The sequence below is a fragment of the Streptomyces sp. NPDC041068 genome, assembly GCF_040647455.1.
Taxonomy (GTDB): Bacteria; Actinomycetota; Actinomycetes; order Streptomycetales; family Streptomycetaceae; genus Streptomyces.
In genome coordinates, this window is record NZ_JBEZCG010000006.1 from 165,397 (window position 1) to 179,961 (window position 14,565).

The following is a 14,565-nucleotide window of genomic DNA, read 5'->3' on the forward strand; positions in this document are numbered from 1 at the left end:
AGCCCCCCTGGTCCCCTGGTCCCCTGGTCCCCTCAGCCTCCTGACCCCCTCAGCCCCCCTGGCCCCGCTCCTCGCGGATCTGCGCGACCACGCGCGCCACGGTCGTGCGCACCGCCTCGGTCTCGGTCAGGAAGTGCCAGTAATCCGGGTGGCGGCCCTCCAGGGAGGCCACCGCGCGGTCCAGGCGGGCCACGGAGTCGTCCAGCGGGCGGGCGTGGCGCGGCTCGGGGGTCTGGCGGCCCGTCATCGCCAGGCGCTGCGCGTCCCGGATCGCGAAGCGGGTGCGCTCGATCTCCTGCTGCGGGTCCTTGGCCACCGCGTTCAGCCGCTGGAGCCGGTCGCCCGCCGCGGAGACCGCCTCGTCCGTCGAGTTCAGCAGCGCGCGGACCGTGGAGAGCAGGGAGGTGGCGTCCGGCCAGCGCTGTTCGTCGCGGGCCTGCTGGGCCTCCTCGAGCTTGGTCTCGGCCTGGCGCACGTTCTGAGCGGCCTGGTCGGGGACGCGCTGCAGGTCCTGCCAGCAGGCGGCGGAGAAGCGGCGCCGCAGCTCGCTGAGGACCGGGTCGACCTGGCCGCTGCGGGTGGTCAGGGCCTGGGCGCGGGTGCGCAGCGACACGAGGCGCCGGTCTATCTCGGCGGCGCGCTCGGGCAGCCGCTCGGCCTCGGCGCGCACGGCCTCGGCGTCGCGCAGGACGCGGTCGGCGCGCTGCAGCGTCTCCGGTACGCCGTGCCGGCCCGCGCCCTGGTTGAGCTTGGTCAGCTCGGGGCCGAGGCCGGCGAGGCGGGCCGCGAGGTCGTCGGCCTTGAGGCCCGCGGCGCGCACGGCGTCCAGGGCATTGCTGGCGGCGAGCAGCGTCTGACGGGCGCGCTCCACGGCGGGCGCGAGCCGGGCGAGCTGTGTCTCCGCCTTGTCGAGCAGCGGGCCGAGGCCCTGCTGGAAGCGCTCCAGCTCCTGCTTGGCCCTGCCCAGCTCGTCCTTGGCCTGGGTCAGTTCGCTCCGCGCGCGGGACGCCACCGACGACTCCAGGTCGTCCCGGTCGAGGTCGTGGGCGTCCACCGCGCTGATGTACTGGTGGCTGACCTCGTCGATGCGCCGGCCGATCGCCTCGAAGTCGGAGACGGCGCGCTGGGCCGCGGGGGAGGAGTCCACGGCGACGATCGTCTCGATGGAGATCCTCAGCTCGCGCTGGGCGGTGTCCAGTTCGTAGAAGGCCGCGGCGGCGGCGTCCTTCGCGGCCTGTGCCTCTGCGCGCAGGCTCTCGCCGCGGCCCCCGAACCACCGGCGGGTGCCGCCGCCGGCGAACGCGGCGGGGACGGCCGCGGCGAGCAGCGGCAGGGAGAGGGTGACGGCGGTGACGAGGACGAGGGAGTCGCGCAGGGGGCCGAGGGCGTCACGCAGAGGGCCGAGGGCATGACGCCGGGGTCCGCCGCGGCGGGCGCCCGCGCGGGGCGAATGCGTGGGGCCGTGCGGCGCGCGCACCGCGCCCGTCCCCTTCCCGGTTTCCGTCTTCCCCGCCGCTGTCTCCTCGGCCTCGGCCTCGGACTCGGACTCGGTCCCTGCCCCTGCCCCTGTCCTGTCCGGTGTGTACGGCTGCGAAGGTGTCGCCGTCACTATGCCTCTCCCGTGCTGTCATCCGCCCTGCCCGGTGTCACATTCTCCCACCGGTTAAAGACGAATACACGGGCCGGTTAGTTCGCGCTGCGCACGGTGACTTTGCCGTCGTCGCTGCGGACGGACACGTGGTGGGGGCTGTTGTCGGCGCGCGGCACCGCCACATCGACGGAACCGTTGCGGGTGTCGGTCCGTACGTCGTACAAGACGGACGTGCCGTCCTTCTTGTCCGGAACGGCGATGTCGACGGAGCCGTCCTTGCTGCGGGCCTCGACGCGGTCGGGCACGGCGGTCAGTTCGAGCTTCACGGCGCCGTCCTTGGAGTCGACGGCCACCTTCCGCGACGTCACCCCGCTCGCGGTGACCGAGCCGTCGGAGCTGTACAGGTCGAGCGGGCCCGCGGCGTTCTCGACGGTGACGGAGCCGTCCTTGGTGCGCACCTTCAGGGTGTCCCGGAAGCCGCTCGCGGTGACCCGGCCGTCCTTGTTCTCGACGGTCAGGGCGACACCGCGGGGCACCTCGACACGGTGCCTGGCCGAGCAGTTCGCGATGACGCCGGAGCACTTCATGCCCAGCGTGAGCCGGTCGCCCTTCATCTCCCACGTCACCTTCGGGTCGCCGCCGAGCACGGTCGACCCGTCGAACCACCGGGTCACGCGTACGTCCTTGGTGTCGCCGCGCGCCGGGACCAGTTCGAGCTCGGAGTCGCTGGAGTCGACGGTCAGGGTCTTGCCGGGCAGCGCGAACGCCTTGTGCTCCGGGTCGGTATCGCTCCCGGCGTCGGCCCCGCACGCCCCGACGAGCAGGGCGACGGCCACGGTCCCTCCGGCGGCGGCGAGTGCGCTGACCGCGCGCGGGCGGCGGCTGCGGACGGTCATGACGGGCTCCCCCTGAAGACGATCTTGTATCTCTCCGTCAGACTGTACGGACCTGCCCCAGCCGGGACGATCCGGGCCACCACAGGGCCGGGGGTGGGGTTAACCCCCGGTCGGGACGCGATACGGGTTTGCGGGGCACTGCCTGCGGCAAGGTAGGCTGTCCACTCGTTCCCGGGCGCGTAGCTCAGGGGTAGAGCGCCTCCCTTACAAGGAGGATGTCGGCGGTTCGAAACCGTCCGCGCCCACCGGTAGGAAGTAGCAGGTGAGAGCCTGTTTTATGGCCCCTCAGTCGTGATCGGCTGGGGGGTCTCTTCGTGGCCGGAATCCACTAAAAGTCCACATCCCCGCGTGATCTTGAGATGCCCGTCACTCGTTCGAGGGACTGGACGGCGCCGGTCTCGCGCATGGAGTCACTGCTGAACCAGCGCACGGTCGCACCGCAGCGCTTGAGCTCACGAGCGCCGAGGTCGACGGCGGCGCCCGCACGCAGGGCGATGCCGCAGAACACGCAGTCCTGGCCGCGGACCTGGCGATCTGACAGCAAGGCGACTGACGGCAGCCGAGACTCCCAGCGAGGTGCTCGGTGAGGGTCATCCGATGACCCCCGCTGGGAGTCTCGGGCCGCCGCCGGGGCCGAGCGCGGCAGCCAGGTGCGCGGGGTTCATGAGGCGACCGCGGCCGTCCGGGGCTTCCAACCACACACGACTGCCAACGCAGCGGTGTGTGGGCGGGCAGTGCAGCGGCCAGTCAGGAAGGCGCACGGTGATGTGCCGGACGTCCTCAAGTTGCTCGGCTGCTGAGAGCGGGACCAACCACCATGCGCTCTTCACCCTGAAGTCGATGAGGACGGGGCCTTACGCAGCTCGCCGCCGAGCTGGGGGTAACGCGGCAGTGGCTGCACGCCCCGCGGCTGAAGGACCCAGACTTCCCGGGCGCGCGCAGGAAGCCGGGGAGCACCCGCGACTTCTGGGACCTCACTGAGGCGCGCGCGTACTACAAGGCGCGGGAACTGCGGCCGGGTGAGCGCACGGACCTGAAGGGCGGGGGCTCGGGCGCCGACGACTGAGGCCCCCTGCGTGGCTAAGCCCCTGCCTCGCGGGGCGAGGTGGGGGCTTCGTGCTGCTCGCTCAAGATCCGTTCGTGGCAGACATCTCCGATCAATTGATCAAGCTGGAGCGATCCGCCGGGGAAGAGCGCGCCAAGCTCGCGGGCCTCGACGGCGAGGAGTACGCCGCGCGGTGGCGCCGGTGGGGCGACGAGCCGAGGCGTTCCGGGCGGCCGTCACGGCGCACGCGGCGGCGACCGGACAGGCTCGACATGAGGTCGAGATGGCGACGAAGCAGGCGGTCCGGCATGCCGAGGACGGGTTGGCCGAGTGACTGCACGTGCGTGAGTCTCTGGAGTGACGATGGGCCGCGCGTTCTGCGGAACTGTCGGGAATGGGTCTTCCGGCCTACTTGGCGCGGCGCTTGAATCGGGGTTCCGCAGGGCCGCCCAGCGGCCCTGGATGCGCCAGCTGAAGGAGTCACGCGGTGAGCATGATCCAAAGCGGCAAGCTGACCCTGGATTCGTCCCACTCCACCGAGACGACCGGCGGCAAGACCGATACCTTCAAGCGAGTCGACTTCCCCACCCCCTTCCCGCCGGGGTCAGACATCATCGTGCAGGTCACGGTGCAGACCTTCAACGGGCCCGAAACACCGGGCGTGCGGCTGCACGAAGTGAGCAACACCGGCTTCAAGATCCGTTTCAATGAGATCTACGGCGGCGGCGTCACGGCCGACGGCAAACACACCAGCGAGACCGTCGGCTGGACTGCCTACACCATCTGAGACACGCAACAGGTGGCCCTGCGGCATTGCCGCCTCGGGGCCACCACGCTGTTGCTACCTGAGCCGCGGGCAATGCCCGGCCTACCTGCCGGTGCAGTCGTGCAGAGCGCTGCACCGCCGGGTGCACTCCTGTGTACCCGCAGATCACTAACCCGCCAATCACGGTCACGGTGCCCCGACCAAGAGGAACGTGAGCACCAGGCCCCAAGGCCGGCTCCTCGTCCATCGTGCTTCCGCCCTGCGCCGACAGGTGGCCGGAGCGGGTGCAGTGGCGGGGAGGGCAGGCGCGCCAGTACGAGGCGGCCTAGGGCATCAGGGGCACCGAGAGCACCGTTTCGATCCTGATAGTTCGACGGAGCGGCACTGCCCGACCGAGGCCACGCTCAAGGGCCCTCTGGACTGCTTCCCAGAGGGCCCTTAAGCGTTGTGAAGTGCGGGTCAGCGCGCCTTCCCTCGGCGCTGCAAAATCACGGATCTGTTAATACGTGTGACGGAAGTCGCGCATCTTCTTGAGGAACTTCCAGAAGACGAATCCACCCGCAACGAGCAATGCGGCGCCAAGGGTGACGATCCAAGCTGACTTCTGTGGTTCCGCGGCGATATATCCAACCCCGGCCGCCATGAGAATTAGTCCCAGGATCACCCCCGAGAGGCTCGGCCAAATGTTCCTCGGCTGCGCTGCATTCACCTCGAAAACCCCTACTTGGTCTTGTGGATCGGCCACAGCTTCTTGTTGGAAGACTTAACCGTCGCCGGAGTCTGCGGGCCGTACCTATTCACGATAGCATCGAAGGTTACCGTCGAGTAGGGGCCGCAGACGGGGAGGTGCTTGGCGAGGCATGACTGGAGGACTACCTTCCCGCGGAGGTGCTGGCGGTTGCTGTCACCCGTAACGATGTAGGGCTGCGTGAAGTCCATCTTGATGCCGAGGGCCTGGCCCTGGACGTTGTTGTGGCCAGAGAGTGAGCCCGTGACGCGATCAATGGCGCCGTTGCTCTTGGTAACGGTAGTCACCGTGAAGTCGATTTCTCCGGTGCGGGTAGTTCCCGCACCGCCCCCCCCGGGTAGAACTTCCAAACCTTGGTGCTGGTGGTGGTACCGCCCTTTGCGTGTGCCGCGGGTGCCATTGCAATTCCGGAAAGTGCCACCAGCGTGGTCGTTCCGATAACTGCGGCCTTACGTATGTGCATGTGTTCCCATGGTTTAGCTTTCAAGCGGATGGTCGAGTTCCGCCTGTGATCACGGTATGCACATCCCGAGGGTAAGATCAACTTGGTTGAGGAGAACTTGAGCATCGCCCACTTGGCATCGCGGAATGACGCTGGATATTCCCCGACTTCCCAAAGTCGTCCATCCGTTGGTGCCGAACTGCCGGGCCTGCTATAGCCCAGCGTGAATCGACAGGGGGGAAGCGCAGCACCCCGAGCGATATGTCGCGCACCCGTCCAGTAAACGCCGAACGCAGAGATGCAGTCGCGGTGGCGGACAGGCCGATGTCGGGTGGGTCGGGGCGGCCGACCTTCGATTCCGAGGCCCTCAGTGTCAGCAGTGCGCCAACGCGCCGCTTAAGCCCTGGCCTGAGGTGGCCTGCACTGTGACGGCCGTTACAGTGGACTCCGTGTCGTTGAGCGATCGACTCGGCCGGGAGTCCACAAGGAGTCCACAAAGCCCCCTCGGTGGGCCTCGGCGGCTCTTGGAAACTCTGGATCTTGGGAGCGATGCTCTTACAAGGAGGATGTCGGCGGTTCGAAACCGTCCGCGCCCACCGGTGACGAAGGCCCCCCGCCGATCTCGGCGGGGGGCCTTGTCCTTGGCCGTGGTCTCTTGTGGTCGTGGTCTCTTCGCCGGGGCGCTCGGTGCGGCGAGGGCCGGGTCAGCGGCCGGAACCCGGGTGGGTCCTGCGGTACCTGCGGTCCCAGCGCTCCTGGCGTTCCTTGCGGATGCGGTAGTCGCGGTAGGTCTTGGGATAGCCGCCACCGCCTCCGCCACCGCCTGATCCGCCCATGCCTCCGCTGCTGCTGGAGTTGCTCTTCTTGGTGGTGGAGCCGCCGCCTTCGTAGAACCGGGCCAGGTAGAAGGCGAGTGCCGCGGCGGCCAGCCACAGGATTGGCTGGTTGAAGCCCAGGCCGAAGAGCGCCAGGATCGCGATGACTATCAGGACGTTCATGGCTGCACCTCCGTGGCTCGAAGGGGGCTCGAACGGAGCGTGAACGGGCTTGGGAGAGGCTCCTTCACGCCGTTGGTAGAAGGAGTCAACGCCCGCCGTCTGCGGCTGTCAATGGATTTACGACAGGGATCCGTCCGGTGTCTCGTGGGCGTGTTTGAGACGGGCTCTCGCGGCGACCGCATCGGGTCCCGAGACCTGTTCCCAGTAGCGATGGCAGCTCACGAAGACCGCCAACTCCCGCTCCCGCGCCCGGAGTTTCTCGACCTCGGACTGTTCGTCGGGGCTCCAGCCGGGGGAGGCGGGGCGTTCCACTTTCCGCCAGCCGCCGGTGTCGCTGAAGCCGTCGAGCGGCTCGACCGACCAGGGCAGACGTTTGAGCAGCGCCAGGAGTTCGGAGCGGACCTGGTGCAGTTCCTCCTGGCCGGCGAGGAGGTCGCTCGGGAAGTCGTGCGAAGGGGATGCGGACACGCCGTAATGCTACTCCTGTTCGAATTTGCGGTGCGAGCGATACACGCGCGAACGAGCCAGAGAACGAGCCAGAGGGGGCAGAGGGAACAAGGGAGGGGCGAGCGGTACGAGGGGCCGTGGTGCCGGTGGTTCACTGGGGCGCATGGCGTCCGTGCTGTGGATCGGTGGGCCGCCGGGGGCGGGCAAGACGACCGTGGCCCGGCTGCTCGCGCGGCGGCACGGGCTGCGCTGGTACAACGCCGACGCCCACACCTGGGAGCACCGCGACCGCGCGCTCGCCGCGGGGCACGCGGCCGCCGCCCGGTGGGAGCGGCTGCCGCCCGCGGAGCGCTGGTCGGCGCCGCCCGGGGAGCTCCTCGCGATGTCCCTGCACCACGAGCGCGGCGCGATGATCGCCGAGGATCTGCGCGCCCTGCCCGACGCCCCGCTCACCGTCGCCGAGGGCACACCCGTCACGCCCGCGGTCGCCGGGGCGGGCGACCGTGCGGTGTGGTTGCTGCCGACGCCCGAGGTGCAGCGCGCCCGCCTCGCCGGACGCGGACTGCGGCCGGGAGTCGCCGAGTTGTACCGGTCGCTGCTCGGCGAGATCGAGACGCAGGTGGCCGGGTCCGGCGCGCGTGTTCTGGCCGTCGACGGGCGGCGGAGTGTGGCGGACACCGTCACCGAGGTGGAGAAGCTCTTCGCCGATGCCCTGGCAGCCGGGCCCGTGGCGCGCGGCGCGGCCGAGCGGGCACGCCTGCTGCGGTACGCGAACCGCGCGACCGTCCGGCAGTACGAGGGGTTCTTCGCCCGCCCCTGGGCGCTCGGCGACGCCGCGGCCGCCGTTCTGTCCCTGGCCTGCGAGTGCGGGCGAACGGCGTGCCAGGCGCAGGTCGAGCTCCCCCTCGGGGAGTTCCGCGAGGAGCGGCCCGTGCTGGCACCGGGGCACCGCCTGCCGTAACACTGGAGGCATGTGCCGAAGCATCAAGACGCTGCGCCCGCCCGCCATCCCCGAGGACGCCACCGAGGAGGAGATCCGGGCGGCCGCGCTTCAGTACGTGCGCAAGGTGTCCGGGTTCCGCGCCCCGGCCGCGCACAACCGCGAGGTCTTCGACCGCGCCGTGGACGCCGTGGCCGAGGCGACGGCGGAACTGCTGGCGGGGCTCGAGGTGCGCGGGGCGCGGGCCTCGCAGAGCGCCTCCTAGCCCGCGGCTCGGCAGCTCCGTCCGCCGCGGTCTGCACAGCTCGGCAGCTCCGTCCGCTGCGGCCCGCGCGGCTCGGCAGCTCCGCACGCCGCGGCCCGTAGCGCGGTCCGCCGCTCAGCCTGCCGCCGGGCCCGCCTCCTGGCGCGCCTCGTGTCGCGGCCGTCGCACCAGGAACGCCGCGCCCGCGCCCGCCGCGATCAGCGCGAGCAGTGAGACGCCCGTGGCCAGCCAGGTCGCGCCGAGCCACTGGCCGCCGAAGTAGCCGAGGGCGACGCTGTATCCCGCCCAGGCCACCCCCGCCAGCGCCGACCACGGCAGGAACTCGCGCACCTTGCGGTGGGCCGCGCCCGCGCCGAGGGAGACGACCGAGCGCCCCGCGGGTGCGAAGCGCGCGATGACGACGAGGACGCCGCCGCCCCGCGCGAGCGCCGTGCCGAGCCGCTCCTGCGCGGTGGTCAGACGCCGGGAGCGGGCGATGGCGCGGTCCAGGCGTGCGCCGCCGCGCCAGGCGAGGCGGAACGCGGCCATGTCGCCGAGTACGGATGCGGTGGCGGCGCACAGCATGAGCATCAGGATGTCGGGGACCCCGTCCGGTACCCGTCCCGTGCCGGTCTGGGCCGCGGCTGCCGCGGTGGCCGACATGATGACGAGGACGCCGCTGGGCAGGACCGGCACGAAGACGTCGAACAGGACGGACAGGGCCACGACCACGTAGATCCAAGGGCTGCCGGTCAACGCCCCCACACTTTCCAGCACCGTGACTCCCCGTTGTTCCCCGTTCGGCAGTGCGTTGCCGCTGTGTCGCGAGGAAACGGCAGGGGCGGCCTGATGTCAGCTGTACAGCGTACGCCGCGTGCTCCGCCGTAGATCCACTGGGGCCCCGGACGACCGTCACGTCATGTTCACCCGGCTGCCTCCTCCGGCGCGGCGCGCGCCTGCGAAGTCCCGTACGAACGAGGCAGGGGCCAAGGGGGACAAGCGCAACACGAGGAACAGGAGCGGGCGAATGGCGGCAGGAATACTGGTCGGCGCCGTGGCGGCGGCCGTGCTGAGCACGGGCGGCGGCGTGACCGGCGGCGGCGTGCAGGGCGGCGTGCCCGGGGACGGAGCGACCGGCGGCGTGACCACCCGCAGCGCGGCGGACGCCTACTGGATGCGGGCCGAGGCGACCTTCGCGCCGCCCATGGCCCTCATCCCCTCGCCCGCGGTCACCTACGACATGGGCCTCGTTCCCGCGGCGTCCTGGATCCAGGTCGAGCAGCGCAGCGACGCGGCGGGCACCACCGTCACGGCGCGGGTCAGGGGCCTGAGGCCGGGCCATGCGTACGGCGTGCACGTGCACCGGAAGCCGTGCGGCGCGACGCCCGACGCGGCGGGCGGCCACTACCAGCACCGCGTCGATCCGGTGCGGCCGTCGAAGGACCCCGCCTATCTGAACTCCGACAACGAGGTGTGGCTGGACTTCACGGCCGCCGCGGACGGCTCGGGGTCGGCGTGGGCGCACCACCGCTGGGGATTCAGGCCGGGCGAGGCCGCCTCGGTGGTCCTGCACCGCGAGCAGGGCGGCGCGGGCGACCGCGTCGCGTGCTTCACGGTGCCGTTCGGTTCGCTGCCCGTGGCCTAGGGGCGGCGGGTGCCGCAACGACGGCGGCGCCCCCTTCCTCGTACGTACGAGGAAGGGGGCGCCGTTCCGTGCGTCAGGCCGCGAGCGGGGCGCGCTCGGAGGCCTTGTCGGCCTCGCTCTCGCCGCGCGCGGCGAAGAACCGGTCCAGGCCGAACGCGCCGGACCCGGTGAAGACGAGCAGCAGCATCGCCCAGCAGAACATCGCCGAGGCCTCGCCGGCGTTCTCCATCGGCCACAGGGCCTCCGGCTGGTGGACCTTGAAGTAGGCGTACGCCATCGAGCCGGACGAGATGAACGCCGCGGCGCGGGTGCCGAGGCCGAGCAGCACCAGGCTGCCGCCGACGAGCTGGATGACGGCCGCGTACCAGCCGGGCCAGGTGCCGGCGTCGACGGTGCCGCCGTTGCCGTCCGCGCCGCCGAGGACGCCGAAGAGCGAGGAGGCGCCGTGGCAGGCGAAGAGCAGGCCGACGACTATGCGGAACAGCCCGAGGGCGTAGGGCTGGGCGCTGTTGAGACGTCCAGTCATGGTGAGGGACTCCTTCGGTTTTGGGGACGTTAACCGAGCGGAGGCCCAAGATTAGGGGAACCTAATTAGTGCTTGCAAGTTCAACATTTGGTCAGTCGGAGGTTCCGTTTCCCGTCTGGCCTGGGGAGCTGTGGTCCCGTCGGCCGTGCGCAGCGCGGCCCGCGCCACCGCGTCCGCGTCCGACAGGGTGACCGAGTCGACCCCCGGCCTGGCGCCCGCGGCGGTCACCCAGTGGACCCCTTCCGTGGGCACGCCGAACGCGAACCTCCGTGTGTGGAAACGACCTTGACGGTCGATCAGGTGGTAGGGGCGCGGCGTGACGTCCAGGCCTCCGGTTTCGTGGCCGCCGACCGCGTGCGGCCGGCACCGGCCGCTGCGCAGGAGCCGTCCGAGCAGGGGGTCGGTGGTGCGGCGCAGGTCGGGCTCGGGGAGCCGGGCCTCGATCAGTGTGGTGACGCGCACATCGGAGCCCGGCACGTCGGGGGAGTGGGCGAGGAAGGAGCCGTCGCCGGGGCGCACGGCGAGGCGCGGGCCGAGCACCTCCAGGACGCCCGCCTCGATCAGCGCCGTCATCTCCTCGATGCGGCGGCGCGGCGGGCCGATCGACAGGAAGGCGTTGAGCGGCGTGTACCAGCGGTCGAGGTGGTCGCGGCGCGAGGCGCCGGTCAGGCCGCCGTGGTCGACGATTCTGCGGAGCTCGTTGCGCAGGTCGCGCAGCACGTCGAGGGCGGCCTTCAGCGGGCCCGCGACATTGCCGAGCGTGGCCTGCGCGGCGTCCTCGCGCAGCCGTTCCAGGAGCCAGGCGCGGTGCTCGTCGGGCGAGGCGAAGCCGTGGTCGGGGTGCGGCCGCGAGAGCCGGTCCCAGGACCAGCGGTCGGCCTCCGCGACCCCGAACTCGGCCAGGACCAGGGCCTCTTGGGGGCTGCGGTGACCGGTGGCGAGAAAGCGCTCCCGGAAGCCGCGGAGGCGCGGGGGCTCCTGGAGGCCGGGGGAGTCTCCGGCGTCCCGGTCGTCCCCGGGGGCGCGGGTGCTCCGGGTGTCTCCGGCGTCTTGGAAGTCTCCGGGGTCTCGGGTCCTTCGGGTGTCTCCGGGGTCTCGGGTGCTCCGGCTGTTCCTGGTGTACCCAGCGCCCCGGTCGTCCTCGGCGTCCCCGGCGTCCTCGGCGTCCTCGGCGTCCTCGGCGTCCCGGGCATCCCCGGCGGCTTCGCGGTGTGCGAGGAGTGTCGCGTAATAGACCGTCTCCACTTCCTTGGCGACCAGCGGCCATATCTCGTCGAGGAAGTCGGGGGCGTCGCCGCTGTCCGCGCGCTTGCGGAAGCGGGCTATGACGTCGCCGGTGAGGACGGCGGGAGCGTGCCGACCGTATGCGCCCTTCGCGTTGTCGCCCCGCGCCTGGTACGGGACGCCGCGTCGCGAGCCCGCGTACAGCCGCGGCTCGTGGCCGGAGGGTTCGTAGCGCAGGCCGCCGCCGGGCGTGCGCAGGTAGCGGCCGCCGCGGCCCGCGGTCAGCAGCGCCATGTGGTCGAAGAAGTTGAGGCCGAGGCCGCGCAGGAGTACGGGCTCGCCGGGGGTGATCACCGAGAGGTCCAGGTCCGCGGGGTTGGCGGGCGGGAAGTGGCGCAGGCCGTGCCGCGCCGCGTGCTCGGTCAGCCGCTCCTGCTCCTGGCCGCCGGCCGCCGGCAGGTGTCCTTGCGCGAGCACGACCGCCGAAAGCCCGGACAGCTCCAGGCCGTTGTCCAGGACGAGGGCCTGCAGACCGTCCGCCGTCTCGTCGAGGCTCACCGCGCGCGCCGCGTGGACCTGGACGCGGATCGCGTCGGGAGCGCCGCGCACCGTCTCGGCGAAGACCCACTCCAGATAGCGGCCGTAGCAGGCGCGGGTCGGGTAGTCGTCGGGCCCGAGCCCCGGCACGTGCCCGGCGGCCGCCCATTCGTACAGGCTCGGCCCCGGGCGGATCGGGCCCGAGCAGTCGACGCTCGCGTCCGTGAAGAGGGTGACCTGCGAGGCGACGGTGTTCATCAGGAGCTCGCCGGGCTGCTCCGTGCGCCAGACGCGGCCCGCGCCCGGCGGCGCGGGGTCGACGACGTGGACCGTGAGGCGTACCCCGGGCGCGAGGAGTTCGGGCGCCGACGCGCAGAGCCGTTCCAGCACGCTGGTGCCGCGGGGGCCCGCGCCGACCAGAGCGAGGGCGGCCGCCTCCGGAGCGATTTCGCGCGGCGCGGGTGGAGATGCAGGCAAGAGCGTGACTCCCGGGGCTGACGTGACGCTGGAAGCGGATGGTCCGCCTCATCATGCCGCCGGGGCCCCCGATGCCGAACCCTTGACGGAGGATCCAGTTCCGGCTGTGGGGTGTGTCACGCGAGGGACGTGCGGGTCAGGGGGAAGTCGGGGAAACCCCTCCACAAACCCCTTACCAATCCCCTACGTTCGACCCTCTGCGCTCGGCCTCCTGCGCTCGGCCTCCTGCGCTCGGTCTCCTGCGTTCGACCCCCTGCGCTCGGCCCCCTGCGTTCGACCCCCTGCGTTCGACCCCCTGCGCTCGGTCTCCTGCGCTCGGCCTCCTACGTTTGACCCCCTGTGCTCGGCCTCCTACGAGAGTCGCGTCTCCTCCGCCGTCTCCAGGCGGACCCCGCCACCCCGCACCGCCCTCGCCTGGTCGAGCCGGAGCCGGGCCGAACGGCCGCGCAGCGTCAGCGTCATGAGCTGGTTGCCGAACCACGGTCCGCCCGTCCTGCGCCAGTCGATGCCCGCCTGCGTCACCCCGCCGTGCCGCGCGAAGCGCCGGCCGAGCGCGCGCCCCGTACGGCTCCAGCCGAAGCGGAAGCCGAGCTTTATCGAGCCGGGGATGGAGTTGTGGACGGGGGAGCAGGTCAGCTGCAGGACACGGGCGTCGGGCCCGTCCCCCGAGGGCCAGCTCGGCTCGGCGACGTACGCGTGGTGGACGTCTCCGGAGAGCACGCACACCGTCGCGGGCGCCCCCCTGCCCGAACCCGCCTCAGTGATCAGCGCGGTGAGCGCCTCGAAGGAGGTGGGGAAGGCCGCCCAGTGCTCCAGGTCCGAGCGCCTGCGCAGGTTCTCGCCGAAGCGGGCCCAGCGGGCACCGCGCTCGCCGCGGCACAGCGCGGCGTTCCACCCCTCGGCGTCATGGATGAGGTGGGGCAGGAGCCAGGGCAGGGAGGTGCCGATGAGGAGGTGGTCGTACGCGCCCGTGTCCGTGCCCTCCAGGGCCTGCTCGCGCAGCCAGCGGGCCTCGTCGGCGTCGAGCATGGCGCGCTTGTCCTCCTCCAGGACGCGGGCCGCGCGGGTGTCGACCATCAACAGGCGTACGCGTCCGAAGTCCCGCCGATAACTCCAGCGGGCGGAGGCCGCGTCCGCGTCGGCCGCGGCGGCGAAGGCGCGCAGCGCGTCCGTGCCGTCCGGACTCGCGCGCACGGCGGCGTAGAGCTCGTCGTCCGCGAGCTCCTCGGGCCGCAGATTGCCCAGGTGCTGGTGGACCCAGTACGACATCAGGCCGCTCAGGATCCGCTCGCGCCACCAGGACGTGGCCCGCATCTCGGCGAGCCAGGCCGCGCTGGTGTTCCAGTCGTCGATGATGTCGTGGTCGTCGAAGATCATGCAGCTGGGCACGGTGGACAGCAGCCAGCGGATCTCCGGGTCGAGCCAGGACTCGTAGTAGAGGTGGGTGTACTCCTCGTAGTCCGCGACCTGGACGCCCGGGGGATCGGCGAGGTCGCGGCGGGCGGCGAGCCAGCGCTGGGTGGCCTTGGAGGTCTGGTCCGCGTACACCTGGTCGCCGAGCAGGAGCAGGACGTCGGGGCGCTCCGCGTCCGGGTTCGCCGCGATGCGGGCGGCCAGCGTGTCCAGGGCGTCGGGCCCCACCGGATCGTCCTCGTCGGACGGCGGCGCGGCCCAGCGGCAGGAGCCGAAGGTGACGCGCAGCTCGGCGTCCGAATCCCCCGAGGGCGTGCGGATGGTGCTCGCGGGGAAGGGGGAGTCGGGCAGCGGCCAGACCGCGGCGGCCGTGTCGCCCTCGCCGAGCCGGACCTCGTACGCCGTCTCCGTGCCCGGGGTCAGACCGGTCACCGGTATCAGCGCGTAGTGGTGACCGGCGACCTGGAAGGTGCGCGCCGAGCCGTGCGCGCCGTCCGCGCACCGCACCTCCGCGGTGCAGGGCCGGTCGGCCTCGACCCAGACGGTCGCCGTGGAACCGTCGACGTACCTCAGCAGTGGACCAAGGCGCAGCCGTGCCACAGGTGATCACCCTCCTCCGTCGCCCC

Annotated in this window: 15 protein-coding genes and 1 tRNA gene; 6 read left to right on the top strand and 10 right to left on the bottom strand. The window is 71.7% G+C overall.

All coding sequences use genetic code 11. The features are described 5' to 3' along the window. Positions 1-49 precede the first annotated feature (49 nt). Together AB0B50_RS15535 and AB0B50_RS15540 are read right to left on the bottom strand one after the other, a co-directional pair. Positions 50-1,375 carry a hypothetical protein gene (locus AB0B50_RS15535; RefSeq protein ID WP_362331615.1) on the bottom strand — a complete coding sequence of 442 codons (1,326 nt, stop codon included), beginning with the start codon at positions 1,373-1,375 and terminating at the stop codon, positions 50-52. A 311-nt stretch (positions 1,376-1,686) separates the two neighbouring features. Next, entirely contained in the window at positions 1,687-2,487 is an 801-nt protein-coding gene (locus AB0B50_RS15540) for a DUF4097 family beta strand repeat-containing protein (protein ID WP_362330807.1), read from the bottom strand. Between the two features lie 173 nt (positions 2,488-2,660). Here AB0B50_RS15540 and AB0B50_RS15545 point away from each other — a divergent pair. Next, positions 2,661-2,732 (top strand) — tRNA-Val (locus AB0B50_RS15545). Positions 2,733-2,815: 83 nt separating this feature from the next. On the opposite strand, the gene AB0B50_RS15550 is transcribed toward AB0B50_RS15545, so the two are convergent. Next, positions 2,816-3,031: a hypothetical protein gene (locus tag AB0B50_RS15550; protein ID WP_362330810.1), complete on the bottom strand. Its 216-nt coding sequence runs from the start codon at positions 3,029-3,031 to the stop codon at positions 2,816-2,818. Positions 3,032-3,734: 703 nt separating this feature from the next. On the opposite strand from AB0B50_RS15550, the gene AB0B50_RS15555 reads away from it, so the two are divergent. Both AB0B50_RS15555 and AB0B50_RS15560 read left to right on the top strand, forming a co-directional pair. Further along, entirely contained in the window at positions 3,735-3,866 is a 132-nt protein-coding gene (locus AB0B50_RS15555; protein ID WP_362330813.1) for a hypothetical protein, read from the top strand. A gap of 159 nt (positions 3,867-4,025) precedes the next feature. Further along, a complete protein-coding gene (locus tag AB0B50_RS15560) occupies positions 4,026-4,319 on the top strand; it encodes a hypothetical protein (protein ID WP_362331618.1) in 294 nt (97 codons plus the stop codon). Positions 4,320-5,018: 699 nt separating this feature from the next. On the opposite strand, the gene AB0B50_RS15565 is transcribed toward AB0B50_RS15560, so the two are convergent. The 3 genes from AB0B50_RS15565 to AB0B50_RS15575 form a co-directional block, all read right to left on the bottom strand. Continuing rightward, positions 5,019-5,333 (bottom strand): hypothetical protein, encoded by a 315-nt coding sequence (locus tag AB0B50_RS15565; RefSeq protein WP_362330816.1) that lies wholly within the window; start codon positions 5,331-5,333, stop codon positions 5,019-5,021. A gap of 859 nt (positions 5,334-6,192) precedes the next feature. Next, a complete protein-coding gene (locus AB0B50_RS15570) occupies positions 6,193-6,486 on the bottom strand; it encodes a hypothetical protein (RefSeq protein ID WP_362330819.1) in 294 nt (97 codons plus the stop codon). A 117-nt stretch (positions 6,487-6,603) separates the two neighbouring features. Continuing rightward, positions 6,604-6,954, bottom strand: a complete 351-nt coding sequence (locus AB0B50_RS15575; protein WP_362330822.1) for a hypothetical protein — start codon at positions 6,952-6,954, stop codon at positions 6,604-6,606. Positions 6,955-7,096: 142 nt separating this feature from the next. Here AB0B50_RS15575 and AB0B50_RS15580 point away from each other — a divergent pair, with 142 nt between their 5' ends. Next, a complete protein-coding gene (locus AB0B50_RS15580; RefSeq protein WP_362330825.1) occupies positions 7,097-7,894 on the top strand; it encodes a hypothetical protein in 798 nt (265 codons plus the stop codon). A 10-nt stretch (positions 7,895-7,904) separates the two neighbouring features. Next, a complete protein-coding gene (locus AB0B50_RS15585) occupies positions 7,905-8,138 on the top strand; it encodes a DUF2277 domain-containing protein (RefSeq protein WP_362330828.1) in 234 nt (77 codons plus the stop codon). Between the two features lie 114 nt (positions 8,139-8,252). On the opposite strand, the gene AB0B50_RS15590 is transcribed toward AB0B50_RS15585, so the two are convergent. Further along, complete coding sequence (locus tag AB0B50_RS15590; RefSeq protein WP_362330831.1) at positions 8,253-8,894, bottom strand: VTT domain-containing protein; 642 nt, start codon at positions 8,892-8,894, stop codon at positions 8,253-8,255. Positions 8,895-9,144: 250 nt separating this feature from the next. On the opposite strand from AB0B50_RS15590, the gene AB0B50_RS15595 reads away from it, so the two are divergent. Next, positions 9,145-9,762, top strand: a complete 618-nt coding sequence (locus tag AB0B50_RS15595; protein ID WP_362330833.1) for a superoxide dismutase family protein — start codon at positions 9,145-9,147, stop codon at positions 9,760-9,762. A 73-nt stretch (positions 9,763-9,835) separates the two neighbouring features. On the opposite strand, the gene AB0B50_RS15600 is transcribed toward AB0B50_RS15595, so the two are convergent. The 3 genes from AB0B50_RS15600 to AB0B50_RS15610 all read right to left on the bottom strand — a co-directional run bounded on the left by AB0B50_RS15600 (position 9,836) and on the right by AB0B50_RS15610 (position 14,539). Further along, positions 9,836-10,288: a DoxX family protein gene (locus tag AB0B50_RS15600; RefSeq protein ID WP_362330836.1), complete on the bottom strand. Its 453-nt coding sequence runs from the start codon at positions 10,286-10,288 to the stop codon at positions 9,836-9,838. A gap of 51 nt (positions 10,289-10,339) precedes the next feature. Beyond that, a complete protein-coding gene (locus AB0B50_RS15605) occupies positions 10,340-12,526 on the bottom strand; it encodes an FAD/NAD(P)-binding protein (protein ID WP_362330839.1) in 2,187 nt (728 codons plus the stop codon). A gap of 351 nt (positions 12,527-12,877) precedes the next feature. Continuing rightward, complete coding sequence (locus AB0B50_RS15610; RefSeq protein ID WP_362330842.1) at positions 12,878-14,539, bottom strand: alkaline phosphatase D family protein; 1,662 nt, start codon at positions 14,537-14,539, stop codon at positions 12,878-12,880. Positions 14,540-14,565 lie beyond the last annotated feature (26 nt).